This window comes from uncultured Ferrovibrio sp. (assembly GCF_937960835.1).
GTDB lineage: Bacteria > Pseudomonadota > Alphaproteobacteria > Ferrovibrionales > Ferrovibrionaceae > Ferrovibrio.
The window spans coordinates 423,019-446,065 of the sequence record NZ_CALGPC010000006.1 but is presented as its reverse complement, the minus strand read 5'-3'; the positions used below and the strand labels follow the sequence as shown (position 1 = coordinate 446,065).

Genomic DNA, 23,047 nt, shown 5'->3' with positions numbered 1-23,047 from the left:
GAGTATGTCGGGCAGCGGCGGCCGGGGCATCATCTCAATACTGCCAGTCCGCCACCTTGCGCAGAAGGAAATCGCGGAATACGGCAAGCCGCTTGGTGTTGCGCAATTCTTCCGGATAGACCAGGAACGTATCGAAGCCCGGCCCATCGACATTAGGCAGCACACGCACGATGCGCGGATTGCCCTCCGCCATGTAGTCGGGAAGCGAGGCAATGCCCAATCCGCTTGCGACCGCCTGCATCACGCCATAGACGTTGTTGATCGACAATGTCGGCTCGCGCGGCGCGACCGGATCGCCTGCCTTCAGCAGCCAGTTGATGTTGCTGAAATAAGCCGGCGCCTCTTCGCCATAGACAATCAGCTTGTGGTGATCGAGATCCTCCAGCGTCTGCGGCGCGCCATGGCGGGTGACGTAATCCACCGAAGCGTAGACGTGGTTATGCACCGTCAGCAGCTTGCGGTAGATCAGATCGGCCTGGGTCGGCTTCCACATGCGGATCGCCACATCGGCCTCGCGCATGGACAGGTCCAACTCGCGGTCGTCCACCACCATCTCGATGCGGATATCGGGATAAAGGTCCATGAATTCGCGCAAGCGCGGCGCCAGCCAGATGGTGCCGAACGCCACCGTCGTGGTGACGCACAGATCGCCCGAAGGCTTGTCCTTGGCATCGGCGATCATCGCTTCCGTTACCGCCAGCCGCGCGAAGATCTCGCGCGCGGTGCGGTAGAGCAGCTCGCCCTGTTCGGTCAGGATCAGGCCGCGCGCATGGCGATGGAATAGCGTCGCGTTGAGCTGCGCTTCCAGCGCGCCGATCTGGCGGCTGACCGCCGACTGGCTCAAGCCCAGTGCCTCGCCGGCATGGGTCAGGCTGCCGGCTTCGGCAACGGCATGAAAAATGCGCAGCTTGTCCCAGTCGAGCGCCGACATTCACTCCCCCCTGCCCCGCTAACGACGCGTCAATCGGCCGCTTCGGCTGATGGCTCTGCGTGATGCGCCAGGAATTTCTCAGCCTCCAGCGCGGCCATGCAGCCGGTACCGGCTGCCGTCACCGCCTGGCGGTAAATCTTGTCCTGCACGTCGCCGGCGGCGAAGACGCCTGGAATCGACGTCTGCGTTGTGCCGGGCTTGGTGACCAGATAGCCGTCGCTGTCCAGCGGCAGCTGGCCCTTGAACAGCTCGGTATTCGGCGAATGGCCGATGGCAATGAACACGCCGTCGGTCGGCACCACCTGTGTCGCCCCGGTCTTCACATTCTTCAGCCGTACGCCGGTGACGCCCTTCGGCTCCTCGTCGCCGAGGATTTCGTCGACCACGCTGTCCCAGATCACCTTGATCTTCGGATTGGCGAACAGGCGCTGCTGCAGAATCTTCTCGGCGCGGAAGCTGTCGCGGCGATGCACGACGGTCACTTCGCTGGCATGGTTGGTCAGATACAGCGCCTCTTCCACCGCCGTATTGCCGCCGCCGACCACGACCACTTTCTTGCCGCGGAAGAAAAAGCCGTCGCAGGTGGCGCAGGCGGAAACACCGAAGCCCTGGAAAGCCTGCTCGCTCGGCAGGCCCAGCCAGCGCGCCTGGGCGCCGGTGGCGATGATCAGCGTGTCGCCGATATAGGTGTCGCCGGTATCGCCCTTGGCCACGAAGGGCCGCTTCGAGAGATCGACCGAGACGATGTAGTCGTTGATGATCTCGGTGCCGACATGGGCGGCCTGGGCCTCCATCTGCTGCATCAGCCAGGGGCCCTGGATCACCTCGGCAAAGCCCGGATAATTCTCGACGTCGGTGGTGATGGTGAGCTGGCCTCCCGGCTGCAGGCCATGCACCAGAATCGGTTTCAGCGATGCGCGCGCCGCATAGATCGCCGCCGTGCAGCCGGCCGGACCGGAGCCGAGAATGAGGACTTTGGTACGGTACGTGGCGGCCATGGTGGAGACTCCGACGCGCGCGTTGCACAAAATTGATTGTTCTCAATTATGACAGCGCTTTGTGGCGGTGCAACAGCTGCGCCGGGAAGCATGTTTCACGGCAGGCTTTGCGCCGCAGCATGCCAATCGTCTAGACTCAATTCTCAGTTCGCGAATGCTCGTTGCGACTCGCTGGCACCGGTCTCTGCCCTCCGGCGCATACATCACTCTAATGATGGCCGAGCAAGGAGCCTAACCGGTCCCCGGTATCTCACTCTTGCCCGCTGACGGTGTCCGCCGTTACGCCGCCTATGGCTGTAGCCCATAACGGTGTGCGGCCTCGGTATCTGGCCAAGCCAGGGCGACCACCACTTTAGGGCGTAAAAAATGTAATACATCTCCGATTTTCCAGCGTGGGCCGCTGGGAACCTTGCAAATGCGTGAAATAAAATAAGCCATGGGTTGGCCCCCCTTAAAGTTTATAATATTATTGCGCCCAGACAGCTTTCGAGAAAATTTCCATGCAGCGTGTAAAACTCGACCTCATCGACCGCAAGATCCTGTCCGACCTGCAGGCCGATGGGCGGATGACCAATGTGGATCTCGCCCAGCGGGTCGGCATCTCTGCGCCGCCCTGCCTGCGCCGGGTGCGCGCCCTGGAGGAAGCCGGCTATATCCGCGGCTACCATGCTGATCTCAACCCACAGTTGCTGGGCTATGGCGTCACCGTCTTCGCCCTGGTCGGCCTCAACAGTCAGGCCGAGCATGACCTGGTGGCCTTCGAGCAGACCGTCGCCAATTGGGACCAGGTGCGCGAATGCTACATGCTGGCGGGCGAGAATGATTTCATCCTAAAGATCGTCGCCCGCGACTGGGACGCCTATCAGACCTTCCTGACCAAGGAACTGACGGCGCTGCCCAACGTCGCGCATGTGAAAACCGCGCTGACCATCCGCTGCTCGAAGAACGCCCCTGGCGTGCCAGTCGACATGCCGGCCGAGGAACAGGCTGCGGATTAAATCGGCTACGGAATAATACTGATGCTTAAGTTGCGCCGCTGACCACCCGCTGGTCCTCGATGCGGACCACCTTGATCACGGCAGGCAGCGCGGCGAGCGCCAGGACAAGGTCGGACGCGGCAATGCCGGCGACCACACGCCAGTTGGAAGCCGCCTGCTCGGCCTCCAGCAGCCAGGCCAGCGAAGCGAAATAGGCCGCGACGCCAATGGAAGCGCTGCAATAGCCGAGCGTCAGTCCGACCAGCATGTAGGACAACACAGCCGCCGGCGCCGTAACGGCATAGCAGATCACCGCGGTCAGGCTGAAGCCCGCGACCAGCGCGATCTCGAACCACCAGCCCTCCAGGAAGCCGCCGCTTTCCAGCCCGAAGATGGCTGCCGTCACGACAAGCGCCGTGATCAGCGCGATGATGACCTGGTTGCGGGTGCTCATGGCGGACATCCTCTGCATGCCCCTCCTGAATAGCGCAGAACAGGACTTGAAGATATTGACCTGGATCAGCCTGTAACCGGAATTAAACCCTTTGCGCTGGATTTGATCTGGGTCATCCCCAGGGCTGCCACAACGGACTAGTGTGGTTAACAGCGCATAACAGTCGGTAACAGCAGGGAACATCATCACCATGCAGAGCAACACCAAGGGCTTCAGCCGGATTCTGGTCGCTTCCGACCTGACTGCGAATACCGACCGCGCCTTTGACCGCGCCGTCTTGCTGGCTGAGACGAGCGGCGCTTCGCTTTGCGTCCTGCATGCCGTGGATGCCGACATCCTGCCCGAGCGGTATATCAACCTTAATCTGCGCGAGGCGCAGGCAAGCCTGGAACGCGAACTGCGTGATGCCGAACTGCCTGCGCATATCCAGACCACACTGAAAGTCGTGCCGGGCAAGGCGCCCGAGGCAATCCTTCAGGAAGCCGGTGCCATGTCGGCCGATCTCATCGTCATGGGCGTTTCGACCGATCTGTCGCTGACCGGCCTGCTGCGCGGCACCACGATCGACAAGGTGGTGCGTCGCGCGCCTTGCCCCGCTCTGGTCGTCAAGGTCCGCCCGCGCCGGCCCTATCGGCATGTTGCCATCGCGGTCGATCTTGGCGCGCCCTCGCGTCAAGCGCTCGATCTTGCGCTCGGCAAATTCCCCGGTGCGAAATTCTGCGTGCTGCATGTCGACGAAACCGGCGATGCGGCCAAGGCGGAGGAGCGGCGAAACCTGATTGCCGACATGGTCACTGCCCGCTGCGCCACCGCGGGCTGCGGCGTGCCCGGCAAGCCGGGCGGCCCGGAGCTTGTTTTTGGCAGCGGCCGCGCCACCGCCGTCCTGCAGGAACAGATCGACCGCCTCGACCCCGACCTTGTGGTGATCGGCACCCATGGCAAGGATGGCGTGGGCAATGTCTTACTCGGCAGTGTGGCCGAAGCCATGCTGGACCTGCTGCGCTGCGACGTCATGGCACTGCGCGGCTAGTCGCGCGGCGAGCCATAGTCCATCGCCGGAACCTTCCCGCAGGGACGGGGTTCCGGCTGCATGCGCGATCTTTCATCAGGCTTTGTCTGGCCCGGCTTTCTGCTCGGCTTCGCCTTGAGCGGATTCTTCGACGGCATTCTGCTGCACCAGATCCTGCAATGGCATCATCTGCTGCTCGGCCTGGAGGGCGAGGCCTTCCGCGACCTGCGTCTGCAGCTCATGGCCGACGGCCTCTTTCATGCGCTGATGTATGTGGTGGCCGTATTCGGCCTGTGGCTGTTATGGCGTGAGCGCGCAAGCCTTGCCGCACCGCGCGGCGGACGGCTGCTGCTAGCACATGGCGCCATCGGCTTCGGCCTTTGGCACATCCTCGATGGCGTGCTGTCGCATTGGATCATCGGGCTGCATCGCATCAAGATGGATTCGCCCAATCCGCTGCTCTGGGATCTCATCTGGTTCACGCTCTTCGGCCTGATGCCGCTGGCGATGGGATTGTGGCTGCGCCGCGGCGGCACATATTCCGGCGGCTCGCTGCGAAGCGCCACCGCTGCATCGGTGTTGCTGAGCCTGTTGATCGTCACGGCAGGCGCCTATGCAGCGCTCCCGCCACAGCAGGATCGATCGCAAGACAGGCAGGTACTGGCCTTCTTCCCCGCCGCCGATGCAGCACAGGTCTTTGCTGCAGCCGTCGCGCTCGATGCCCGCGTCGTGTGGTCCGACCGCTCCGGCGCGCTCTGGACGCTTTTGCTGCCGCCAGCGCAAAGCAGCCTTACGCTCTATCGCCATGGCGCCTGGCTGGTGGGCGACGGCATCATCGGTGGCTGCCTGACCTGGACGCAGCGCAAGCCGATCTGACAGCGATAGAACTGCCTTCAGTTACCGATCTTTCCGGTGACGTAAAGGATCAGCGCCTCGCCGCTCAGATGCGGCGTGAGGAAAGCGACTGCAAGCAGCACGATCAGCGCGATCATCTGGCCGGATCGGAGCTGGACTGGCCGATGGCTGTCCGGATGACGGATGAAGACGGTAAGCGATACTCCGCCGATGGCAAAGGCGAGGACGATCTCCGGGACAGAATGCAGTTGCAGCACCAGACGGCTGACGGCGATCAGGCCGAGCAGCAAGGCCACGCCTGTCCAGATCACGGCACGCATGGTCCGGCCCTGCTGCATGCTCAGCATCATGGCGCAGCAGCCATAAAAGCTGGTGCCGATCGCCACATGCCCGCTCGGGCTAAGCAGCCGCAGGGCAGTGCCGTCATTCCAGCGGATGAGATGCAGCACGAATTTGCCGGCAACAGTCAGCAGCACGCAAAGGCCAAATGAGATGGCCCAGCTCCGGGCGAGAGCGCGGCGCTCATCGTCGCTCCAGAGATAGAAGAACACCCCGAACCCGCAGAAGAGCAGCAGCAGCGGATCGCCCAGAAGTGTCACTTTCGCAAAGAAAGCCTCCTGCATCAGCAATCATGCCCGCCTGGCGGATGTAAAATCGGAACCTTGCTCAGAAGTGAACGGTGGCGCATTCAGTCACACGGCCAGTCGGGAAGATGGAAATGCTCCGCTCCGCCTTCGGATGCACGGCATGGCCAAGCGCGGCGTTCAGGCGGATGCGTGATTCGGGAGCTTTCACCATCCAGCGAAATCTCGCCCGGCAGATTGGCGTAGTTGAGAACGGCCGCATCGGTCGTACGCAGGAACAGATTGTCACGCACCCGGAAGTCAGTGCCATAGACGATCGCGCCGAAGCGGAAATCCTCGATATGGTTGCCGGTGATCGTCCCCGACCCGGCCAGCTCGATGCCGATATCGCCGCGCCCCCGTGAGCCTGCGATGGCGTAGTTGCCCGTAATCACCGTATTGACGCCATGGGTCGGCACCAGTGAATAGGCAACGAAGGTGGACATGGTTTCGCCCGGATCGGGACCGCGGTTGCGGAACTCCTCCGCCCAGTTGTCGCGCACGACGAGGTTCTCGGTATAGGCGCCGATGGGGCCGACCTCGACCGGCATCCGGGCTACGCCCTTGAAGATGTTGCGTTCGATGGCGATGCCCCGCCCCCGCTCGCGGTCATTGTTAAAGGCAAGGTTGATGCATTGGCCGCAATCGTAGAAATGGTTGCCGGAGATCGTCGAGCGATCCAGTCCCCATCCCGTGATGACGCCGCCGGCCACTGCGCGGAACTCGTTGTTGACGATCAGCGCGCCGCTGGCTTCATCGAGCTTGATGGCTGTCTCGCCGCCCTTGAACAGGCAATCGCCGATGGTGACCGCATGGGAGCGCGAAATGTCGATCATGCCGCCATCCAGCGTGAAGCCTCTGATCACCGTTCCCGGGCCGCGCACAATCAGATTGCCGACGATGGTGGCGCCCTCGGGCGCATGGAGGATTACATCCGGCGGCAGTTCGAGATTGGCAACGTGATATGTGCCGGGCTCGATGATCACCGTGTCGCCGGCACGGACCCGCTGGATGGCGTCTTCGAGCCCGCGATTGTCATCCGATGCTGCCGCGATGGATAGGCAGGATCCGGCCGCAAGCAGGATCAATACCGTGCCGATGACGGGCAGCGCGCTCATGGATATTCCGACCGCGCGATGCGCAGCCCCGCCGCAGCCGGATATTCTCCCGCTACCTCGCCGCGCAACTGGTAAGCGATCCGGAGTATGAAGCCCCAGAGCGTATAGAAGGGGATGGCAAAGAAAGGCTTTTCCATATTGTCCTCGCCGACGCAGCCGACCAAGGTCAGGATCGCGAAGGCGATGACGAGCAGGGCGAGGCGGGAAATCTCGTCATAGCCCCGGCGGCGGCTGATCCAATAGACCTGGAAGCCAGCGCGGAAGAACGCCATCACGATCCAGATCCAGGATAGGAGGCCGATCAGGCCGAGCCGCGCCACCACGGAGATCACCGAGTTATGCGGCTCGCGGGTGACGACACCCAGCGTATCCCTGAAATCCGTCAGCGGAATTCCGTAGCCAAGGCCGCCGATCAGGGCAATGGGATCGCTGGTCAGCTGCTCGTAGATGCGCGTCCACCAATGCAGGCGCAAGGGCACGCCGCTGGCAGCATCGGCAATGGCGCCCTGTTCGTCGGTGCCGATGCCGACGATTGCCAGCAGGTGATCCAGGAAGAAGGACAGTGATATTTCCGATGTCAGCCGTCCGGAAATGCGGATGTCGAAAGCGGTGATGACGAGGAGCGCAAATCCCAAGAGCGGCAGCGTGATCCCGAGGCGGCTGAGAGCCCGCGGCCGGACATAGAGCAGCAAGGCGGCAAGACCGGCGAGCTGCAGATAGGTCGTGCGCTTCTGCAGCACGATCATCGCAAAGGCGATCAGGAAACCTGCCGCCACCGTCAGCAGCAATCGGCGGTGCGGCTGCTGCGTCGGGGTGATCAGGCATGCAAATGCCGCCCAGAGCAGCATGGTGCCCGCCATCGCGAAGGCGCCGAATATCGGCACCGCCTGGCCGGACGCGCCCAAGATTGTGGGCGAGATGGCCGCGAGCTGATCGGCGAAGACATACAGCAGACAGTATGAGCAGCCGATTACGATGATGGGATAGAGCCAGCGGATCAGCCGCTCGGTGGCGCGCGGATCGGCCGCAAGGCTGAAGCCGACCAGCACGTAAAGGGATTCGATCATGGACGTGGCATCGCGCAGCGCCCACATCCCATGCTCGGCCGCATCGAAAGCCAGGCGCCCCAGCCCCCAGCCCCACCAGACCAGAAACGGCGCCAGCAGGGTGACGCAGCCCAGACGGGACAGCGCCAGCCGTGGATTGATGCCGAGCAGAACGATGACAAGCAGCACCTCGCCCAGCGGAATGCCGAAGCCGACCGGCGGAATCCGCAGCAGCATGAAGGGGTAATCCAGGATGAGATACCCGGCCAGGAGAACCAGCAGCGCGGAGACTTTCAGGCGGTCAAGCGCCGTGCCCATCAGGCCCGTCCCCCATCAGGCCGGGCTCTCGTCAGCCAGGCCGTGGATCCTGATGACCTTTTCCCGCCACGAAAAGACATGGCAGCGCTGCCGCGCGCCCTGCGCCAGTGCGGCCCGGGTGTTTTCGCGGGCAAGGCTGATGAGCGCGTCTCCCATTTCGGCGATCACCTGCGCCGCGCTTTTATCCCTGGGATCCACGGCGTAGCCGCAGCTCGCATCGACCAGCGCCGCGGGTCCGCCGATCTTGAGGCAGACAACCGGCAGGCCGTGATGCATCGCCTCCAGCGCCACCATGCCGCCGGTATCGTGCATGGCCGAGAACAGCAGAACGTCGTGATTGGCATACAGCACGGCCATGCCGTGATGATCCTGCCAGGGCAGCCAGTCGATGCTGTCCGCTATGCCAAGCTCGTCCGCCAGCTTCTGCCAGCGGCGCTTCATCGGCCCGTCTCCGGCCATGGTCAGCCGTGCTGTCGGTATCGCCTGGACCAGCCGCGCGAAAGCCGGCAGCCCAAGATGCATGCCCTTGTAGTCGACAAAGCGACCGGCAAACAGAACACGGAAACAATCCTTCCGCGGCGGGCGCGAAACAGGCTGGGCGATGGTGGCGTCTGAATCCTCGGCACCGATCGCAAGCTCAACCTTCGCCTTGTCGTGGAAGCGGCGCGGCAGGAGGCGCAGCGTATCGCTTGAGGTGACGTAAATCCGCTCAGCCCGCTCCAGCGTCTCGGTCAGGAAGGGCATGAACGGGATCAGGGCGTTGGCGGCGTCCCGCGCCGCATCATGGATCAGCCCGTACAGGCTGTAGCCCCAGCGCAGGCGCCACGGCGCGCGCTCGCCGCCGCCGACCGGACCGAAGACGAAGGGAATCCCCAGCCGGCCCATGAAGCTTGGAATGCGCAGCCCGGCATAGGTGACGTGATGGACGCGGTCGAACTTTTCCCGCTTGTGCAGCTCCTTGGCGAAGTCGACCGCCATCCATTGCCATAGGGCGGCATGCAGATGCAGCGGCCCGCGGGCCTTCCACCGGAAGGGCTTTGGCACGTCGAAATATTCGCAGCGCAGGCGCCGGTTCAGCTGCAGCTTTTCCAGGGTGCGGGTGATGGCCGGCCTGGCTTCGGAACAGGTCAGCACCACGACGTCATGCCCGGCGCGGACAAGCGACAACGCCCAGTTCCAGCCCACGGCATACTCGGAGCCTCGATCCGGCTCACAAGCAAAGGCGGAAAGCAGGATTTTCAAGGACTTGCCTCCTCGTTGGATCATAACGATGCCAGACCCCAGAAAAAAAGAAAAGAAAAAATATAAAATTGTCTTTTTTTTCTTATCGACTCCTGTAATCCTTGGCGCAGGCAAATAAGGGCACGTCCGCAGGGCAGGCATGAAAAAAATCACCGTTGGCCTTCCGGTCTATAACGGCGAGAACTATCTGGCGGCGGCCATCGACTCCATCCTGGCCCAGACCTACCCGGATTTTGTTCTGCTGATCTCCGACAACGCCTCGACGGACGGCACCGGGGATATCTGCCACGCCTACGCAAAGAAGGACGCGCGGATCCGCTACATCCGCCAGCCACGCAACATCGGCGCTGCCGCAAACTACAATTTCGTCGCCGCCCAATGCGACACGCCGTATTTCAAATGGGCGGCGCATGACGATGTGCTGGGGCCTGAATTCCTGCAGACCTGCCTCGATGCCCTGGAACGCGATCCCGGCATCGTGCTCGCCTCGCCCGCCTCGGTGCTGATCGATGAAACCGGCGCCCCGCTGCCCTACTCTCCTGAGCGCGGCGGCAATGTGGACCGCATGGGCGTCTGCTGGCCGCCCTTGCCGGAACAGAACACCGATCTCATGGCGGCGGATCCCGTGCGGCGTTTCCGGGCCGTGATGCTCAACATGTTCATGTGCATCGAAATCTTCGGCCTTATGCGTCACGCGGCGCTGCTGCGGGCGATGCCACAGGGCGCCTTCAGCGGCGCCGACAAGGTTCTGCTTGCGCGGATGAGCCTGCTTGGCCCGTTCTGGCTCGGCCAGGACACGCTGTTTTACCGGCGCTGCCACGCGCAGCAATTCAGCGCCCAGACCTCCGGCACCTACCGCGCGGCCTGGTTTTCGGGGCGGCAGGATTCGATCTTCATCCAGCAGCTCAAGCTGCTGTTCGCCTATTGCCGCACAGCGATCGCCGCCGAGCTTCCGCTGTCGCAGCGCTGCGCCTGTTTTTATGCCGTTGTGCATCGGGCTGTGTCGCGCGGCCATCAGTGGCAGCGCCTGACCGGCGCGCTGGTCGGCCTTCAGGATCGCCAGCCTTACGAGCCGGCGCTGAAATCGGCCTTGGGCACGCGGAACGGGGGATAACGGTCTAGAGAAAACCAGAGAAAAGCAGTCCGGCGAATGACGGTCCGGCGGACAGAGTTGGGGGCACTGACTGGCCCGGCTTCGGCCAAGACAAAATTCGGCCGGGAAAAAAAGGCCGCCGGATTTTTCCGGCGGCCAGGAGGCTTCAGATTGCTGTTTCGATCAGGCCAGCAGCACGTCGAAATGGATAGTGCCGATATCCTGGCTGCCATCCTTGTCAACCACCGTATAGTCGACGGCATCCTTGCCGCTGAAGCCGGTCTTCGGCGTGTAGATCGCCGTGCCGGTGCTGGCATCCCACTTCACGGTGCCGCCCTTTTCGGTCACGGTGCCGATCTCGGTGACCTTCAGGCCACCATCCTTGCCGGTATCGTTCATCAGCAGATACTTGCTGTTGAAGTAGTACTTCGACCCGGCCTGGGTCTTCTGGTAGTCGTCGCCGGCCACCACCGGATTGCCGGTGCCGGTCGACGGAGCAGGATTGCTGCCGCCGGTGCTGCCACCAGTGTTGCCACCGTTCGACGGAGGCGGATTGGTCGTGCCGCTGCTCGGGGGCGTCGTCGTCGCGGTACCGTCACCAACCTGCATGTGGACGATGCCGATATCCGTGCTGCCGTCCTTATCCACCAGCGTGTATTCGATGGTGTCATGGCCCTGCCAGCCCTTCAGCGGGGTGTAGATGGCAGTGCCCTTCTCATCAAGCGTGACGGTGGCGCCGGCAGCCGACTTGGATGCCACGGCGGTGACCTTCAGGCCGCCATCAAGACCCTTATCGTTGAGCAGCAGATACTTCGTGTTGAAGTACCATTTCTGATCGACGTTGGTCTTGTAGTAGTCATCGCCGGCAACCACCGGGTTGCCGGTGCCGCCGCCGCTGACCGGCGGGTTGCTGGGCGCCGGTTCGGCAGGCTTCGGCGTCGTCGTCGAGGAACCGTTGCCGACCTGGAAGTAGATCGTGCCGGTGTCCGAGCTGCCGTCCTTGTCAACCACGGTGTACTCGATCGAATCCTTGCCCTGCCAGTTCTTGACCGGAGTGTACTTGACCGTGCCATCGCTCGACAGCGTGACCGTGCCACCGGCCGCGCTCTTGGAGTCGATCTTGGTGACCTTGAGGCCGCCATCGAGGCCCTTGTCGTTCATCAGTATGTGCCTGGTGTTGAACCAGTGGGACTGATTGACGTCGATCTTGTAGTTGTCGTCGACCGCGATCACCGGATGACCGCTGCCCTTGCCGTCGGTCGGCGCCGGATCCGTGTCGACCGGATCGGGATCGGCCGGCTTCGGCTCGGTCGGCTTGGGCTCGGTCGTCGCAGGCGCGCTGCCGGGCTTCTTCGGCATCGGGAAGCCGTTCGCCGAGGTCTTGTTGTTGGCAATCGTGCCCGACTGGTTGCCGTAATTCAGCACCCGCTCGATGTAGTCACCGACAAAGGCATTGTCATGAACGTTGAAGCCCTTGCCGTAGACAATCGAGCCGTACCAGAAGTTCTCGATGTAGTTGCCGTAGATCTCGCCCGAGCCGTTCAGCTCGATGCCGACGCCGGTGCCGATGCCCTTGGCATAGTTGCCGGTGATCACGGTGTTGACGCCGTTGCCCTGCACCAGAGAGTAGGCGACATCCGTGCTCCAGCCGCGGTCGGAACCGGCGTTGTTCATGTTCTCCGACCAGTTGCCCCGCACCACCATGTTCAGCGTATAGGCCTCGGCCGGACCAACCTCGATCGGCATGCGCTGCGTGCCGGTGAAGTAGTTGTTCTCGATGGTGATGTTGCGGCCCTGGGAGTGATTGTTGTTGAAGTTCAGATTGATGGGCTGCCAGGAATCGTAAAACTTGTTGCCCGAGATGGTCGACTGGTCGAGGCCCCAGCCGGCAATGACATTGCCGGACACCTTGTGGAACTCGTTGTTCACGATCGAGGCGGACTTCGCGTTGTCGAGGTTGATCGCGCGGCTGCCGCCGTTGAAGACAGAATTCTCGATCTTCGTGCCGGTCGTGTTGCCGATATTGACGGTTCCACCGGCGAAGGTGAACCCGCTGATGGTGGTGTTGTTGCCGCCCACGGTCAGGTTGCCGTTCAGGGTGACATTGCCGCCCGCCTTCAGCGTGATGTTGCCGGGCAGGACAAGGCCGGACACGTTATACGTTCCGGCCGGGACGATGACTGTTGAACCTGGTGCAGCGGACTGGATCAGACTCTGAATCGTTGTAGCCAAAACACTACTCCTTCAAATGACGGCATAACGGCGCCGGGGGTAAGCATTGGTCATCGCCTGCAACGAACAGGGACAACGGTACAGATCACAGTGACGCTCTCTGCGGCCCGGAGGCGGCAGCAATGATGTCGTCATCGGTGATGCGGCGAACCTACCCACTGAGAATTGGTGGCCAATGTTATTTTCCGATAATCGTAAACAGCGCGCTGCTATTTATACGCCAACTTAAGGTGTCGATTCTTGCGAGGCCCGCAGCATGGGGAGGAAGGTAACGAGACAGCCGATGCCGTGGTTGCGTCCGCGGCTGCGCGCGGTGAATGCGACCGCCTCCGATCTTGCGCGCCATCTCGATCTGCCGCCCGTGCGCGTCTACGAGATGATCAACGGCAAGCGGAAGTTCCAGCCAGGAGAAACCGAAAAAACCGCGTCATTTCTGAAGATTTCGGAAGATCAGCTTGTCGCGCTGATCGAAGGCCGCATCGATGCGGACGATGTCAGCATCGGCGAAGTCAGCGCCATTCCCTGGACAAACGACACCGGCCAGACGGCGCTGCTGATGCGCGCGACGATTTCCTCGCACGGTTTCTGGACTTTACACGTCCAAGGGGATGGGACGAAAAGATACGTCCGATGCTTGCTGTATTTCCTTCGACTGCATTCGCTATCGTAGTACAGGATGAGCGCAATAATCCCGTCTATCGCGCACGGGATTGCATTCTGATAGATCCGAATCTGCCGGTATCGCCTGGCGATGATGTCGTTCTTTCAAGCGTAACATCGCTTGATTCCACGCATTTGCCGAAAGTTGTTGCCGGACAACTCACCAAAATGAGCGAAACGGCTTGGTCGTTGAAACAATATGCAATCGGAACGGAGCGCGTATTTTCCAGACTGCGACTGCCTGCTGCCTGGCGTATCGTCAGCCGCTTCTCGCCTGTCCCAAATTTGTCACAGCAGTGATGTTCTCTTCTAACTAGAAACAGTCTGTCGGCCCAGATCGAACATTTCGATCGAATAGGATGCCGGCAGCAAGCAACGAGGATGAAAGGTGGCATTCCAGCGGCTGGAGATTGACTACCGGAACGTCACGCGATGCCCGCTCTGCGGAGGAATGGGACGGGAGCGCTCGGCGCTGCGGCGCAAGCATTACTATTTCGCCCGTTTCGAGATTCCTCTCCCCACGGACGGCGTCTCGCTTCTCGAATGCAGCGACTGTTCGATGCTGTTCAAATCGGCCGCCCCGACGGCGGAAGCCTGCAATCAGGTCATGTCAGGCGGCGCGACGGATGTGTGGCGCCCGAAACCGGGACGGCATCCGGCCCTGCCGATGATGGATCCCTATATCGGGGATGCGCGATCCTTCCTGGATATCGGCGCCTCCAATGGGGATCTCCTGGCCCAGCTCTATGAGAAGGCCGATCGCGTATCGGCCATGGATGTCGTCGAGTATCCGCAATGCCGCGAGATCGTGATGCGGAACGGCGAATACATCATCGGCCAACTCGAAGGACAGCTGTCATGGTCTGGCCGCCCCTATGACGTCGTGACGGCCTTCGACGTCTTCGAGCATTTCCTTGATGCCGACAATGCCGTTGCCAATCTTCTGTCCTTCGTCAGGCCGGGCGGATATCTGATCGTCGAGACCGGCGATTGGCGCACCGTGCCCGTGCCTGGGGACTGGTATTACACCAACCTCTTCGAGCACCAGATCTTCTGGACCCGCGCCACCTTCGACTATCTTGCGGCGCACTTCCTTTTTTCCATCGAGGAATATTCCCAGGTGAATCACAAAGGGCGGCGGGCGATGGCGCTGCCGAAAAGGCTTGCGCTGTCCGTCATCACCGGACTGGCGCCGCAGCCCTGGTTCCGCAAGGCCATGCTGGCCGCCGGCCGCGATCCCGGCCATTTCGGTGCGCCCGGCCTCATCGACCATGCCTTCGTTGTGCTGAAACGCCCGCATCACCGCAGCCCTGAACGGCTGGTCAGCGCCCGTCAGATGGATGCGACGTAGCTGTAGTAAGACGTCTTTGTAAAGCGCGGCGCGCCTGCCTCTACCCCTGCTCGGCGCTGGGGCTCAAGGGCAAAGAAGCTGATTGTGCCGGCAGCTTCGGCGAAGCCTGCAGCATACGGCGCAATGCCGGCAAGGTGCCGGACAGCAGCAGCTCCAGCAGCGGGGTATCCTGAAACCATCCGTTATAGGTCAGGCGGGGCAGCAGAAACGGGCGCTCGCGATCGGTCGGAAAGATCGTGTTGCATTCCGTAGTCACCGCCGTCTGGAAGCCGAGAATGCGGCATATGTCTGCCTCGCGCTCGCCGGCGGAGAGCCTGTCGCCGTAAGGGTAGGCGAAGTGCCGGACCGGGACGCCAAGCAGGGCTTCGCACTCCATCTTGCTCTGCGCGATTTCGCGAAAGGCGCTGGCCTCATCCAGGCGGCCCAGGCAGGCATGATGGACACTATGCGCGCCGAATTCCACCAGGCCGCTGGCCTGCATCTCCGTAATCATGGCAGGTGTCAGCAGATGCTCATCGCTCAGTGCCGCGAAGTCGACGCCATACCGGAACTCCAGCTCCGTGCAGACCTGCAGCACTGTCTTCGGATCGGCTGCGGCCAGAAGCGGGGCGATTATTCCATAGGCCCGGCTTTTCTGCCTGTCGGTGCGGGTGACGAAACGCAACTCCCGCTCTTCCCAGGTGAAGCAGATATCGTCGCTCCGGCTCAGCAGCGCCTCCAGACAGAGCAGCCATACCGGGAATGCGCGCTTGATGTAAGCCGCCACGAGATAGATCGTCATCGGGATGTTGAACTCGCGGCAGACCGGAAAGACCTCGGTGTAGGTATCGCTGAACCCATCGTCGAAGGTCAGGCAGACGAACCGCTCGCCTGTCCAGTTCCGTTCCTGCAGACGCGCGGCAAGTTCGGACATCGACAGGAAGGTATAGTCCTGGCGGACCAGCGTTTCGATGACCTGCCGAAAACTCTCCGGCGTGATCGACAGCGATTGCGTGATCGGCGAATGCGTGCTGCGGCGCTGGACCCGATGGAAGGCCAGGATGCCGCCTTCCCCGGCATAGCGGCTTGCCATCAGACGGGGCGCGCCGCTGGCCCATACCGACCAAAGAGCGTATCGGACGAGGTCACGTTTCAAACCTGTCATGCGTCCCCATGCTGTGTTTCCTATGTCACTGTTTCGCTGTGCGGTTCGCCCATGCGCGTCGGCTCATTGCGGCTCCTGCCGCTCCAGCGCGCCAGCGGCACCAGCAGCACGGCGGCCCGGATGCATTCCACCAGGAAGGAACAGAGCACCAGTCCGGTCAGTCCGAAGTATTCCACCATCGGGAAAGCCACGACGATGCCCACCGGTGTGGCCACCACATAGGACCAGAAGATGAGACGCGTATTCTCCTGAGCCGCGGCCCAGATGACGAGAACCGCGGTGAAGGCGTAGACCGCCACCGGAGCGCAGAGCAGCCGGACAAGCTGACCGAGGCCCTGATAGTCGTCGCCATAGATCAGATGCACGAGCTGATCGGGTGCAATATTCAGAACCGCCACGCCGCCGGCCATCAAGGTCATGCAAAGACTGCCGAGCCGGATGATATAGCGCTTCAGCTCCGCGTGGCCGCCGACATGCATCGCCCGCGCGGCCTGCACCGGCGCGAAGTTATCCAGTGACAGCAGCAGCAGGTTGAAGATACCGGTTATAGTGGTAGCCGCTTTCAGCGCGCCGGTCGCGGTGGCGCCAAGCATGATGCCTGCAACAGCAAGATAGGCCTGCGAGGTCGTCCAGAACATGAAGCTGGACGGCAGCAGCCATTTTGAAAAATGCCAATGCCGCACCAGCACGCTGCGGAAAACTGCTGCATCCCACCGCATGGGACCGAAAAGGCGGGCACCCTGCGTGACGGCCACAGCGCAGGCGGCGGCAATGATCCAGATGCCCGCCTCTCCCGTTGCGCCAGGCCAGACGAATGGCAGGGCGGCGATGGCTGCGAGCTGCAGCCCGAACCGCAGAATATCGATGCCGAGGGCCGCGCCGGGATGGCCGCGGGCGAAGAGATAGCGCCGGAAGAATTCGTAGAGCTGATAGACCACGACGCCGGCGCAGAGCGGGAGCGCAAAACCTGTCAGCCCCGGATTGCCCAGCAGCACGCCGACCAGTTCGACGCCAGCGCCTACCAGCGAACCAAGCAACAGGCTGACGGCCACCTGCTGCACGAGCACGGCCTGAAAATAGTGGACACGGTCGGCATCGGGCTGCTTCGGTCCGATATTAAGCATCGGCTGGATGATTGCTGCGAATTGCAGCGTGGCCATGAACTCGATCAGCATCCAGGCCAGGGTGAAGCGGCCCAGTTCGTATATCCCCAGCGCACGGGCCAGCAGGATCACGGACAGGAAGTTCGCGCCACTTGCCACGACCTGGTCGAGAAAAGCGAACTTCATGAGCCGGTTCGGCAAAACCCAATGCAGAAACGCTGATAAGGCGGGCCGTACCAGATTCATAGCGAAACAGCGCGTGGTGCCGTGGGCACGGTTGAACCGCGTGCAGAAGCCAGCATTTCGATCTCGGGCTCGGCCGGCATGCGCTGCGGCGCCTGCGGATCGAGCGCGAACCTCTTCTCATGGATCACTTCGTCAGGCTCTATGATGCGGGGCCTCGGGATGGGAATGACGAAACGCCCTCCTGCCGCGCGATAGGCCGCCTGCTGATGCAGCACCTCGCCCGCGAAATTCCAGGCCAGCAGCAGCACCAGATCCGGCTTGCTCTCAAGCAGATGATCAGGATGCACGATGGGGATGTGCTGACCGGGCGTCAGCTTGCCGTGTTTATAGGCATTTGCATCCGCCACGAATTCAAAAAAGCCCGGCTCCAGATCGAGGCTGTTGACGAGCGTCGACCCTTTGGCAGCAGCGCCGTAGGCCGCGATCCGCCGCCCCTTGTTCTTCTCGGCCCGCAGCAGACTCGACAGCGACAGCCTGAGATTTGAAACGCGCTGCGAGAAATCCTCATACCAGGAAGCGCGATGAACGCCGAGATCGCGTTCCATCGCGACAAGCTCGCGCAGCCCGGCGCTGCGGCCGGTCTGATGGCTTACCCAGATGCGCAGCGACCCGCCATGGATGGACAGCCGCTCGGCATCGTTGATGTGCAATCCATGCCTCATGAAGAGCGGCAGAAGGCCATGCAGGGTATGGTAGAAATGGTGCTCGTGGTAAATCGTGTCGAACTCGCATTTCTGGATCATGTCGACCGCATAGGCGATCTCGAACACCGCCACTCCCCCGGGCGCCAGCATGCGGGCGAAACCGGCCACGAAATCGTTGATGTCGTGGATATGAGCCAGCACGTTGTTGGCGATCATGACATCAGCCTCACGGCCCTCGGCCACCAGGCGATCTGCCAGCTGAAAGGAAAAGAAATCGGTCAGCGTCGGTATGCCGGACTGACGCGCCCGCTCGGCCGGTCCGTCGGCCGGATCGACGCCCAGGCAGGGAATGCCGCGCATGACGAAGTTGTGCAGCAGATATCCGTCATTGCTGGCGATCTCGACCACCAGGCTGTCAGGCCCGATCTGCCGCTCCCGGATCACGCGCTCGGCAATGTCGGCGGCATGCTGCAGCAAGGCGGGCGACGATGACGAGTAATAAGGAAAGTCCCGCTGATAGAGGATTTCCGGCGGCACTGTCTCGGTGAGCTGCAGCATCGCGCAGTCCTCGCAAAACGCCACCTGCAGCGGATACCGCGACTCCTGGCTCAGATCGTCAGTTGGCGAGAGCAGCGCATTCGATGCCGGGTGGCAGCCCAGATCGAGGATGATGCGCAGGGACGGGCTTCGGCAGGATCGGCATTCCGTGATTTGCATGGCAAAGCGCTCCCTTGAGGATGTCGAACCGGCAATCTTCAGATATCGGCAACCCGGCGTTCCGCCCGCCGTCTTTGACTGGCGAGCATCATCAGAAACTGGATGTTCGATTTGAGATAACGACCCGATAGCCGGCGGGGCTCCTGGATCATGCGGAATACCCATTCAAAGCCGGTCCGCCGTATGATGGGCGGCGCGCGCCGCACCTTGCCGGCCATCATCTCAAAGGCGCCGCCGACGCCGATCAGGATCGGGGCGTTGAGCCTGCTGCGATGCGCCGCCATCCAGCGATCCTGCTTCGGCGCGCCGAGGCCGACCCAGACAATGTCCGGCTCGGCGGCATTCACCAGCCGGTCAACTTCCCGCTCCTCCTCTGGGCTGAGCGGCCGGAATGGCGGCGAGTGATGGCCGACGACCCTGGCGCCGGGGAAATTCCGGTTCAGCTCGCACCGGAGCATCGACAGCGTCTCTTCCGACGAGCCGTACAGGAAATGGCGGTAGCCTTTCGATTGCGACTGCCGGAACACCGCCGGCATCAGGTCCGGACCGCATATGCGGTCGGCCTGGCTGTGGCCGGCGTAACGCAATAGCCAGACGAGCGGCATCCCGTCCGGCGCCGCAATCGCAGCTGAGCGGTAGATGTCGCGGACATCCAGAGCAAACTGGCTTTCCACCAGCGCATGCACGTCGATGGTGCAGATATAGTGCCGCTCTTCCCGCCTGATCCACTCGTCTATGCTGGCCAGAACCTCATCCATGGTGAGCGCGCTGAGCGGAACACCGAACACATCAGGACGAGGATGCATCAAATCTTCTCCCAACAAAGCCGCTCCCGGTGCACGGGAAGCGTTGCATTCGAGCGCAGGCCTTTTTCGTCAAGCGACCATGCGCGCGGATTCCGGCTGGACTTTCCAATCCCCCAACGCGCACAGAACCGTGCTGCCGCAGCCATTTTCGACCAGGCTGGCGGCGATCTCCCGCCGGTAGATGGGATTCATCGCGATCACCAGATCCGGCGGAAAGCGCGTCAGATGTTCAGGACCGACAATCAGTTTCGCGCTGCCCGGCACGCGCTTGCCCCACCGGAAGGGATTGATGTCGACCAGGTATTCGATCTCGTCCGCCATCGCGACCGCCGACAGGAAGGCAACCGCTTTTGAGCCCGAGCCCCAGAGAGCGACGCGGCCCCCGCTGCGGGAGACGGATTCAATCATCGACCGCCAGTATTCCACGCAGCCCGATGCGCGCTCCGGATAAAGGGCGACGTCCTCGGCCAGACGCCCCACCTCCTCCGATACCTGAAGGGGGTCGATAGCAAGTGCGGCCGTCACGGGACGGGCTTCGATGGTCAGATACTGGGCGTCGTAATTGCTCTCCATCCTCAGCACGTCGAAACCCGCGCTGCGGAAGAGATATCCCAGAGAGGCCGGAGAGAAGTATGAGCAATGTTCGTAATAGACGTCCCAGAACGCGCCCTCGGCGAGAATGCGACGCACATCGGGAACCTGGAAGAAGACGATGGTGCCGCGGTCCGGCGACGCGATCCGCCTCACCGCCCGGACGAAGGCCTGGGTCTCGGCGATATGCTCCAGCGTCATGCGGCAGCAGATGAAATCCGGGGGCGCCAACTCGGTCTTTTCATCGAAATATTCACGCCTGAAAACCGTCCTCGCATCGCCTGCGGCTCTCTCGGGCACGAAGCTCGGGTCAAAGCCAATGCCGTTATTGTCCCCCAAAGCGCAGATCAGGTTCAGGAATGCGCCCTTCCCGCAGCCGATCTCGACGATCCCCTTGCCGAAAAGCGCATACCGATCGACCAGCTCTTCTGCGAGCTGCCGCTGATAGGCGGAGTAGGTTTCGGAAAAGACCTGGGTTTCCTCATAGGCGTCGGAATAAACTGTGGCATCGGGCCGCCAGGCGGCATTGAAGATGAAGGCGCAGCGATTGCAGAAGGCGAGATCGATATCGCCTCTTTGCAGGCCCATTGCCTGGCTGCTGTCATCGAACAGCAGGCAGCTATTCACCGGCACATCTGAAATGCGCCGGAAAACATGCGCATCCTCTGCGCCGCAGGTCGGACAGCGGTGCGCGATCACGGCTGCGGCGCTCCATGCCGGGGCGCCCCATATGCAGGGGCATCGCCAAGTTCCGGCCGCACCACCACGTCGGCCTGCGGTATCTTCCGGTAGGACGGATCCAGGACGCCGGTTTTCAGAAGGTATTTCAGATGAGCAAGCCGCTGGTAACGCTCACCCTCGAAATCCTCCAGCGACAGGCCGAACTTCGTATAGGCGGCAAGCAGTTCGTGGGCGCCGTCCAGCGCAGTCCACTTCGGCGCAAAATTCGGAAGCTGGCTTTCGATCTTGGCAAAGCTGACGCGGTAGGAGCGTTTGTCGGCAGCAGCATTCTCGGCGTAGGCGATCGTTGAACCCGGCACGGTGTTGTGCACGATTTCCGCGATGCTGCGCACCCGGTAGTTCTCGCCGGTCGTGCCGACGTTGAAGGTCTCGCAATGCACCGCTTCGCGCGGCGCTTCGATGGCGGCGCAGAAAGCCCGGCTGATATCGGCGATATGCACCAGCGGCCGCCAGGCCATGCCGTCGCTTTTCAGGAACACGCGGCCCGTTGTAACCGCATGTGCCACAAGGTTGTTCAGCACCAGATCGAAGCGGATGCGCGGCGAGAAGCCATAGGCCGTGGCGCTGCGCAGCAGCACCGGCGAGAAGCGGTCGTCCGCCAGCGCCAGCAGGCCCAGCTCCGCCCTATATTTCGAGACGGCATAAGGTGTGACGGGATTGGTCGGCGAGGTCTCGTCGACCCAGTCCTGAAGCGCGGCACCATAGACGCTGCAGGTGGAGGAGAAGACGAAGCGCTCGACGCCGGCCTCCTTCGCCAGTTCGGCCAGACGGATTGTCGCCGTCTCGTTGATCGCTGTCGTGGTTTCCGGCTGCAGGTCTCCGAGCGGATCGTTGCAGATGCCCGCAAGATGCGCGATGGCATCGATGGAGCGGAGCTGATCCGCAGTCAGGTCGCGTATATCGGCGTCGATGCAGGGAATCCCTGAGCGGACATCCGCTCCGAAGGTGCAGGCCTCAAAAAGGCCGGTATCGATGCCGACGACCTGATGGCCCGCGTCCAGCAGCATCTGCGTGAGCACGGTGCCGATATAGCCCGTATGTCCGGTGACGAGAATTTTCACATTGCCCCCCTATCTGGCTATTTCCATGTTTTCCAGGGCGCTGCGCCGCTGGACCAAAGCGTCTCAAGAAGCGTCTTCTCCCGCAGCGTGTCCATGCATTGCCAGAAGGACCGGTGCGTATAGGCGACCAGTTGGCCATCGGCGGCGAGCGCCTGCAGCGGCTCGCGCTCCCACATCGTCTCGTCTCCGGCGATGTAGTCGAAGATTCCGGGCTCCAGCACGAAGAAGGCGCCGTTGATCCAGCCCTCGCCCTGATCGGGCTTTTCGGTGAAGCGCTGCACCTGGCTGTCACTTGCCATTTCGACAAAGCCGAAGCGGGATGGCGCGCGCACCACCGTTATCGTGGCCAGTTTTCCGTGCGCACGATGGAAGGCGAGCAGTTCATCGAGGGGAACGTCGGACAGGCCGTCGCACCAGGTCAGCATGAAGGTGCCGCTGCCCAGATAGGGGCGCAGCCGCTTGATGCGTCCGCCGGTAGCGGTTTCCGGCCCCGTATCGATCAGGTGGACCGTCCAGTCTGGCCCTCCGGGGGTGTCATGCAGGATGGTGGAGCCGTCGCGGGTGCGGACCGTCAGGTTCTGGCTGCTGGTATGAAGATTAAGAAAGAACTGGATGACCGCTTCTTTCTTGTAACCCAGGGCGATGACGAACTCGTTCATCCCGTAGGTTTCGTAATGCTTCATGACATGCCAGATGATCGGCTTGCCGCCGATCTCGACGAGGGGCTTGGGCCTGGCGGTGGTTTCCTCCGATAGCCGGGTCCCGAGGCCGCCGGCAAGAATTGCGACTGGCGGCAGGCGAAGCTGCCGTTCGGCTTGACCGGCCCGTCCGGCGCCGGGCGCCAACGCGCCTATTTCTCGAAACAGTGTTGTCATGAGTGACCGTTGGTGCGGCGTTAAAAGACCGATGTCCGGACTCTTACCAACGATGAAAAGAAAAGAAAAGAAAAAAGAAAAAATAGTGAGACAATAAAGAGACCATTAACGGTCGCTGTGGTATCACTCTTGTATGCAGTGCGGGTGCGCCTAAATCACCATTTGGTCACCGATGCGGTACATGGTAGTTTCTTGCACGCGTGATAGGATGA

The 23,047-nt window shown here is 62.0% G+C and carries 23 protein-coding genes; 8 read left to right on the top strand and 15 right to left on the bottom strand.

The genetic code is table 11. The features are described from left to right. Positions 1-34 precede the first annotated feature (34 nt). Complete coding sequence (locus Q0603_RS06520) at positions 35-931, bottom strand: LysR family transcriptional regulator (protein ID WP_298723809.1); 897 nt, start codon at positions 929-931, stop codon at positions 35-37. 29 nt (positions 932-960) lie between these two features. Continuing rightward, positions 961-1,929, bottom strand: a complete 969-nt coding sequence (gene trxB / locus Q0603_RS06515; RefSeq protein WP_298723807.1) for a thioredoxin-disulfide reductase — start codon at positions 1,927-1,929, stop codon at positions 961-963. A 500-nt stretch (positions 1,930-2,429) separates the two neighbouring features. On the opposite strand from trxB, the gene Q0603_RS06510 reads away from it, so the two are divergent. Then, positions 2,430-2,927 (top strand): Lrp/AsnC family transcriptional regulator, encoded by a 498-nt coding sequence (locus Q0603_RS06510; protein WP_298723804.1) that lies wholly within the window; start codon positions 2,430-2,432, stop codon positions 2,925-2,927. A gap of 25 nt (positions 2,928-2,952) precedes the next feature. On the opposite strand, the gene Q0603_RS06505 is transcribed toward Q0603_RS06510, so the two are convergent. Further along, a complete protein-coding gene (locus Q0603_RS06505) occupies positions 2,953-3,360 on the bottom strand; it encodes a hypothetical protein (protein ID WP_298723802.1) in 408 nt (135 codons plus the stop codon). Positions 3,361-3,550: 190 nt separating this feature from the next. Here Q0603_RS06505 and Q0603_RS06500 point away from each other — a divergent pair, with 190 nt between their 5' ends. After that, the gene (locus tag Q0603_RS06500) at positions 3,551-4,390 is read left to right on the top strand and encodes a universal stress protein (protein ID WP_298723800.1); all 840 of its coding nucleotides are present in this window, start codon (positions 3,551-3,553) and stop codon (positions 4,388-4,390) included. A gap of 60 nt (positions 4,391-4,450) precedes the next feature. Next, positions 4,451-5,245, top strand: coding sequence for a DUF2243 domain-containing protein (locus Q0603_RS06495; protein WP_298723798.1), 795 nt, complete (start codon positions 4,451-4,453; stop codon positions 5,243-5,245). Positions 5,246-5,262: 17 nt separating this feature from the next. On the opposite strand, the gene Q0603_RS06490 is transcribed toward Q0603_RS06495, so the two are convergent. The 3 genes from Q0603_RS06490 to Q0603_RS19340 all read right to left on the bottom strand — a co-directional run bounded on the left by Q0603_RS06490 (position 5,263) and on the right by Q0603_RS19340 (position 7,741). Then, a complete protein-coding gene (locus tag Q0603_RS06490; RefSeq protein ID WP_298723796.1) occupies positions 5,263-5,847 on the bottom strand; it encodes a phosphatase PAP2 family protein in 585 nt (194 codons plus the stop codon). A gap of 65 nt (positions 5,848-5,912) precedes the next feature. Beyond that, on the bottom strand, positions 5,913-6,965 hold the full coding sequence (locus tag Q0603_RS06485) for a right-handed parallel beta-helix repeat-containing protein (protein WP_298723793.1): 1,053 nt from the start codon (positions 6,963-6,965) through the stop codon (positions 5,913-5,915). Further along, complete coding sequence (locus Q0603_RS19340; protein ID WP_366132461.1) at positions 6,962-7,741, bottom strand: O-antigen ligase family protein; 780 nt, start codon at positions 7,739-7,741, stop codon at positions 6,962-6,964. The genes Q0603_RS06485 and Q0603_RS19340 overlap by 4 nt, the downstream gene beginning before the upstream one ends. On the opposite strand from Q0603_RS19340, the gene Q0603_RS19335 reads away from it, so the two are divergent. Beyond that, complete coding sequence (locus Q0603_RS19335) at positions 7,732-7,782, top strand: hypothetical protein (protein WP_366132460.1); 51 nt, start codon at positions 7,732-7,734, stop codon at positions 7,780-7,782. The genes Q0603_RS19340 and Q0603_RS19335 overlap by 10 nt on opposite strands. Positions 7,783-8,344: 562 nt before the next feature. On the opposite strand, the gene Q0603_RS06475 is transcribed toward Q0603_RS19335, so the two are convergent. Continuing rightward, on the bottom strand, positions 8,345-9,571 hold the full coding sequence (locus tag Q0603_RS06475) for a glycosyltransferase family 4 protein (RefSeq protein ID WP_298723789.1): 1,227 nt from the start codon (positions 9,569-9,571) through the stop codon (positions 8,345-8,347). Positions 9,572-9,710: 139 nt separating this feature from the next. Here Q0603_RS06475 and Q0603_RS06470 point away from each other — a divergent pair, with 139 nt between their 5' ends. Further along, positions 9,711-10,685, top strand: a complete 975-nt coding sequence (locus tag Q0603_RS06470) for a glycosyltransferase family A protein (protein WP_298723787.1) — start codon at positions 9,711-9,713, stop codon at positions 10,683-10,685. A 162-nt stretch (positions 10,686-10,847) separates the two neighbouring features. On the opposite strand, the gene Q0603_RS06465 is transcribed toward Q0603_RS06470, so the two are convergent. Next, positions 10,848-12,818, bottom strand: coding sequence for a tandem-95 repeat protein (locus tag Q0603_RS06465; RefSeq protein ID WP_298723785.1), 1,971 nt, complete (start codon positions 12,816-12,818; stop codon positions 10,848-10,850). Between the two features lie 361 nt (positions 12,819-13,179). Between Q0603_RS06465 and Q0603_RS06460 the strand changes: the two genes are divergently transcribed. The 3 genes from Q0603_RS06460 (at position 13,180) to Q0603_RS06450 (ending at position 14,907) form a co-directional block, all read left to right on the top strand. Beyond that, complete coding sequence (locus Q0603_RS06460; protein ID WP_298723783.1) at positions 13,180-13,566, top strand: hypothetical protein; 387 nt, start codon at positions 13,180-13,182, stop codon at positions 13,564-13,566. Further along, positions 13,527-13,856 carry a hypothetical protein gene (locus Q0603_RS06455; protein WP_298723781.1) on the top strand — a complete coding sequence of 110 codons (330 nt, stop codon included), beginning with the start codon at positions 13,527-13,529 and terminating at the stop codon, positions 13,854-13,856. The genes Q0603_RS06460 and Q0603_RS06455 overlap by 40 nt, the downstream gene beginning before the upstream one ends. Before the next feature lie 88 nt (positions 13,857-13,944). Further along, positions 13,945-14,907 carry a methyltransferase domain-containing protein gene (locus tag Q0603_RS06450; RefSeq protein WP_298723779.1) on the top strand — a complete coding sequence of 321 codons (963 nt, stop codon included), beginning with the start codon at positions 13,945-13,947 and terminating at the stop codon, positions 14,905-14,907. 40 nt (positions 14,908-14,947) lie between these two features. Here Q0603_RS06450 and Q0603_RS06445 read toward each other — a convergent pair whose 3' ends face one another. From Q0603_RS06445 to rfbF, 7 genes are all read right to left on the bottom strand, one after another. Beyond that, a complete protein-coding gene (locus Q0603_RS06445) occupies positions 14,948-16,051 on the bottom strand; it encodes a polysaccharide deacetylase family protein (RefSeq protein ID WP_298723777.1) in 1,104 nt (367 codons plus the stop codon). A gap of 20 nt (positions 16,052-16,071) precedes the next feature. Then, positions 16,072-17,340 (bottom strand): lipopolysaccharide biosynthesis protein, encoded by a 1,269-nt coding sequence (locus Q0603_RS06440; protein WP_298723775.1) that lies wholly within the window; start codon positions 17,338-17,340, stop codon positions 16,072-16,074. A 56-nt stretch (positions 17,341-17,396) separates the two neighbouring features. Next, positions 17,397-18,761 carry a class I SAM-dependent methyltransferase gene (locus tag Q0603_RS06435; protein WP_298723773.1) on the bottom strand — a complete coding sequence of 455 codons (1,365 nt, stop codon included), beginning with the start codon at positions 18,759-18,761 and terminating at the stop codon, positions 17,397-17,399. A gap of 38 nt (positions 18,762-18,799) precedes the next feature. Beyond that, complete coding sequence (locus Q0603_RS06430; RefSeq protein ID WP_298723771.1) at positions 18,800-19,567, bottom strand: WecB/TagA/CpsF family glycosyltransferase; 768 nt, start codon at positions 19,565-19,567, stop codon at positions 18,800-18,802. 69 nt (positions 19,568-19,636) lie between these two features. After that, complete coding sequence (locus tag Q0603_RS06425; RefSeq protein WP_298723769.1) at positions 19,637-20,857, bottom strand: class I SAM-dependent methyltransferase; 1,221 nt, start codon at positions 20,855-20,857, stop codon at positions 19,637-19,639. After that, on the bottom strand, positions 20,854-21,960 hold the full coding sequence (locus tag Q0603_RS06420; protein WP_298723767.1) for an SDR family oxidoreductase: 1,107 nt from the start codon (positions 21,958-21,960) through the stop codon (positions 20,854-20,856). The genes Q0603_RS06425 and Q0603_RS06420 overlap by 4 nt, the downstream gene beginning before the upstream one ends. Positions 21,961-21,977: 17 nt before the next feature. After that, positions 21,978-22,835: a glucose-1-phosphate cytidylyltransferase gene (gene rfbF / locus Q0603_RS06415; protein ID WP_298723765.1), complete on the bottom strand. Its 858-nt coding sequence runs from the start codon at positions 22,833-22,835 to the stop codon at positions 21,978-21,980. Between the last annotated feature and the right edge of the window lie 212 nt (positions 22,836-23,047).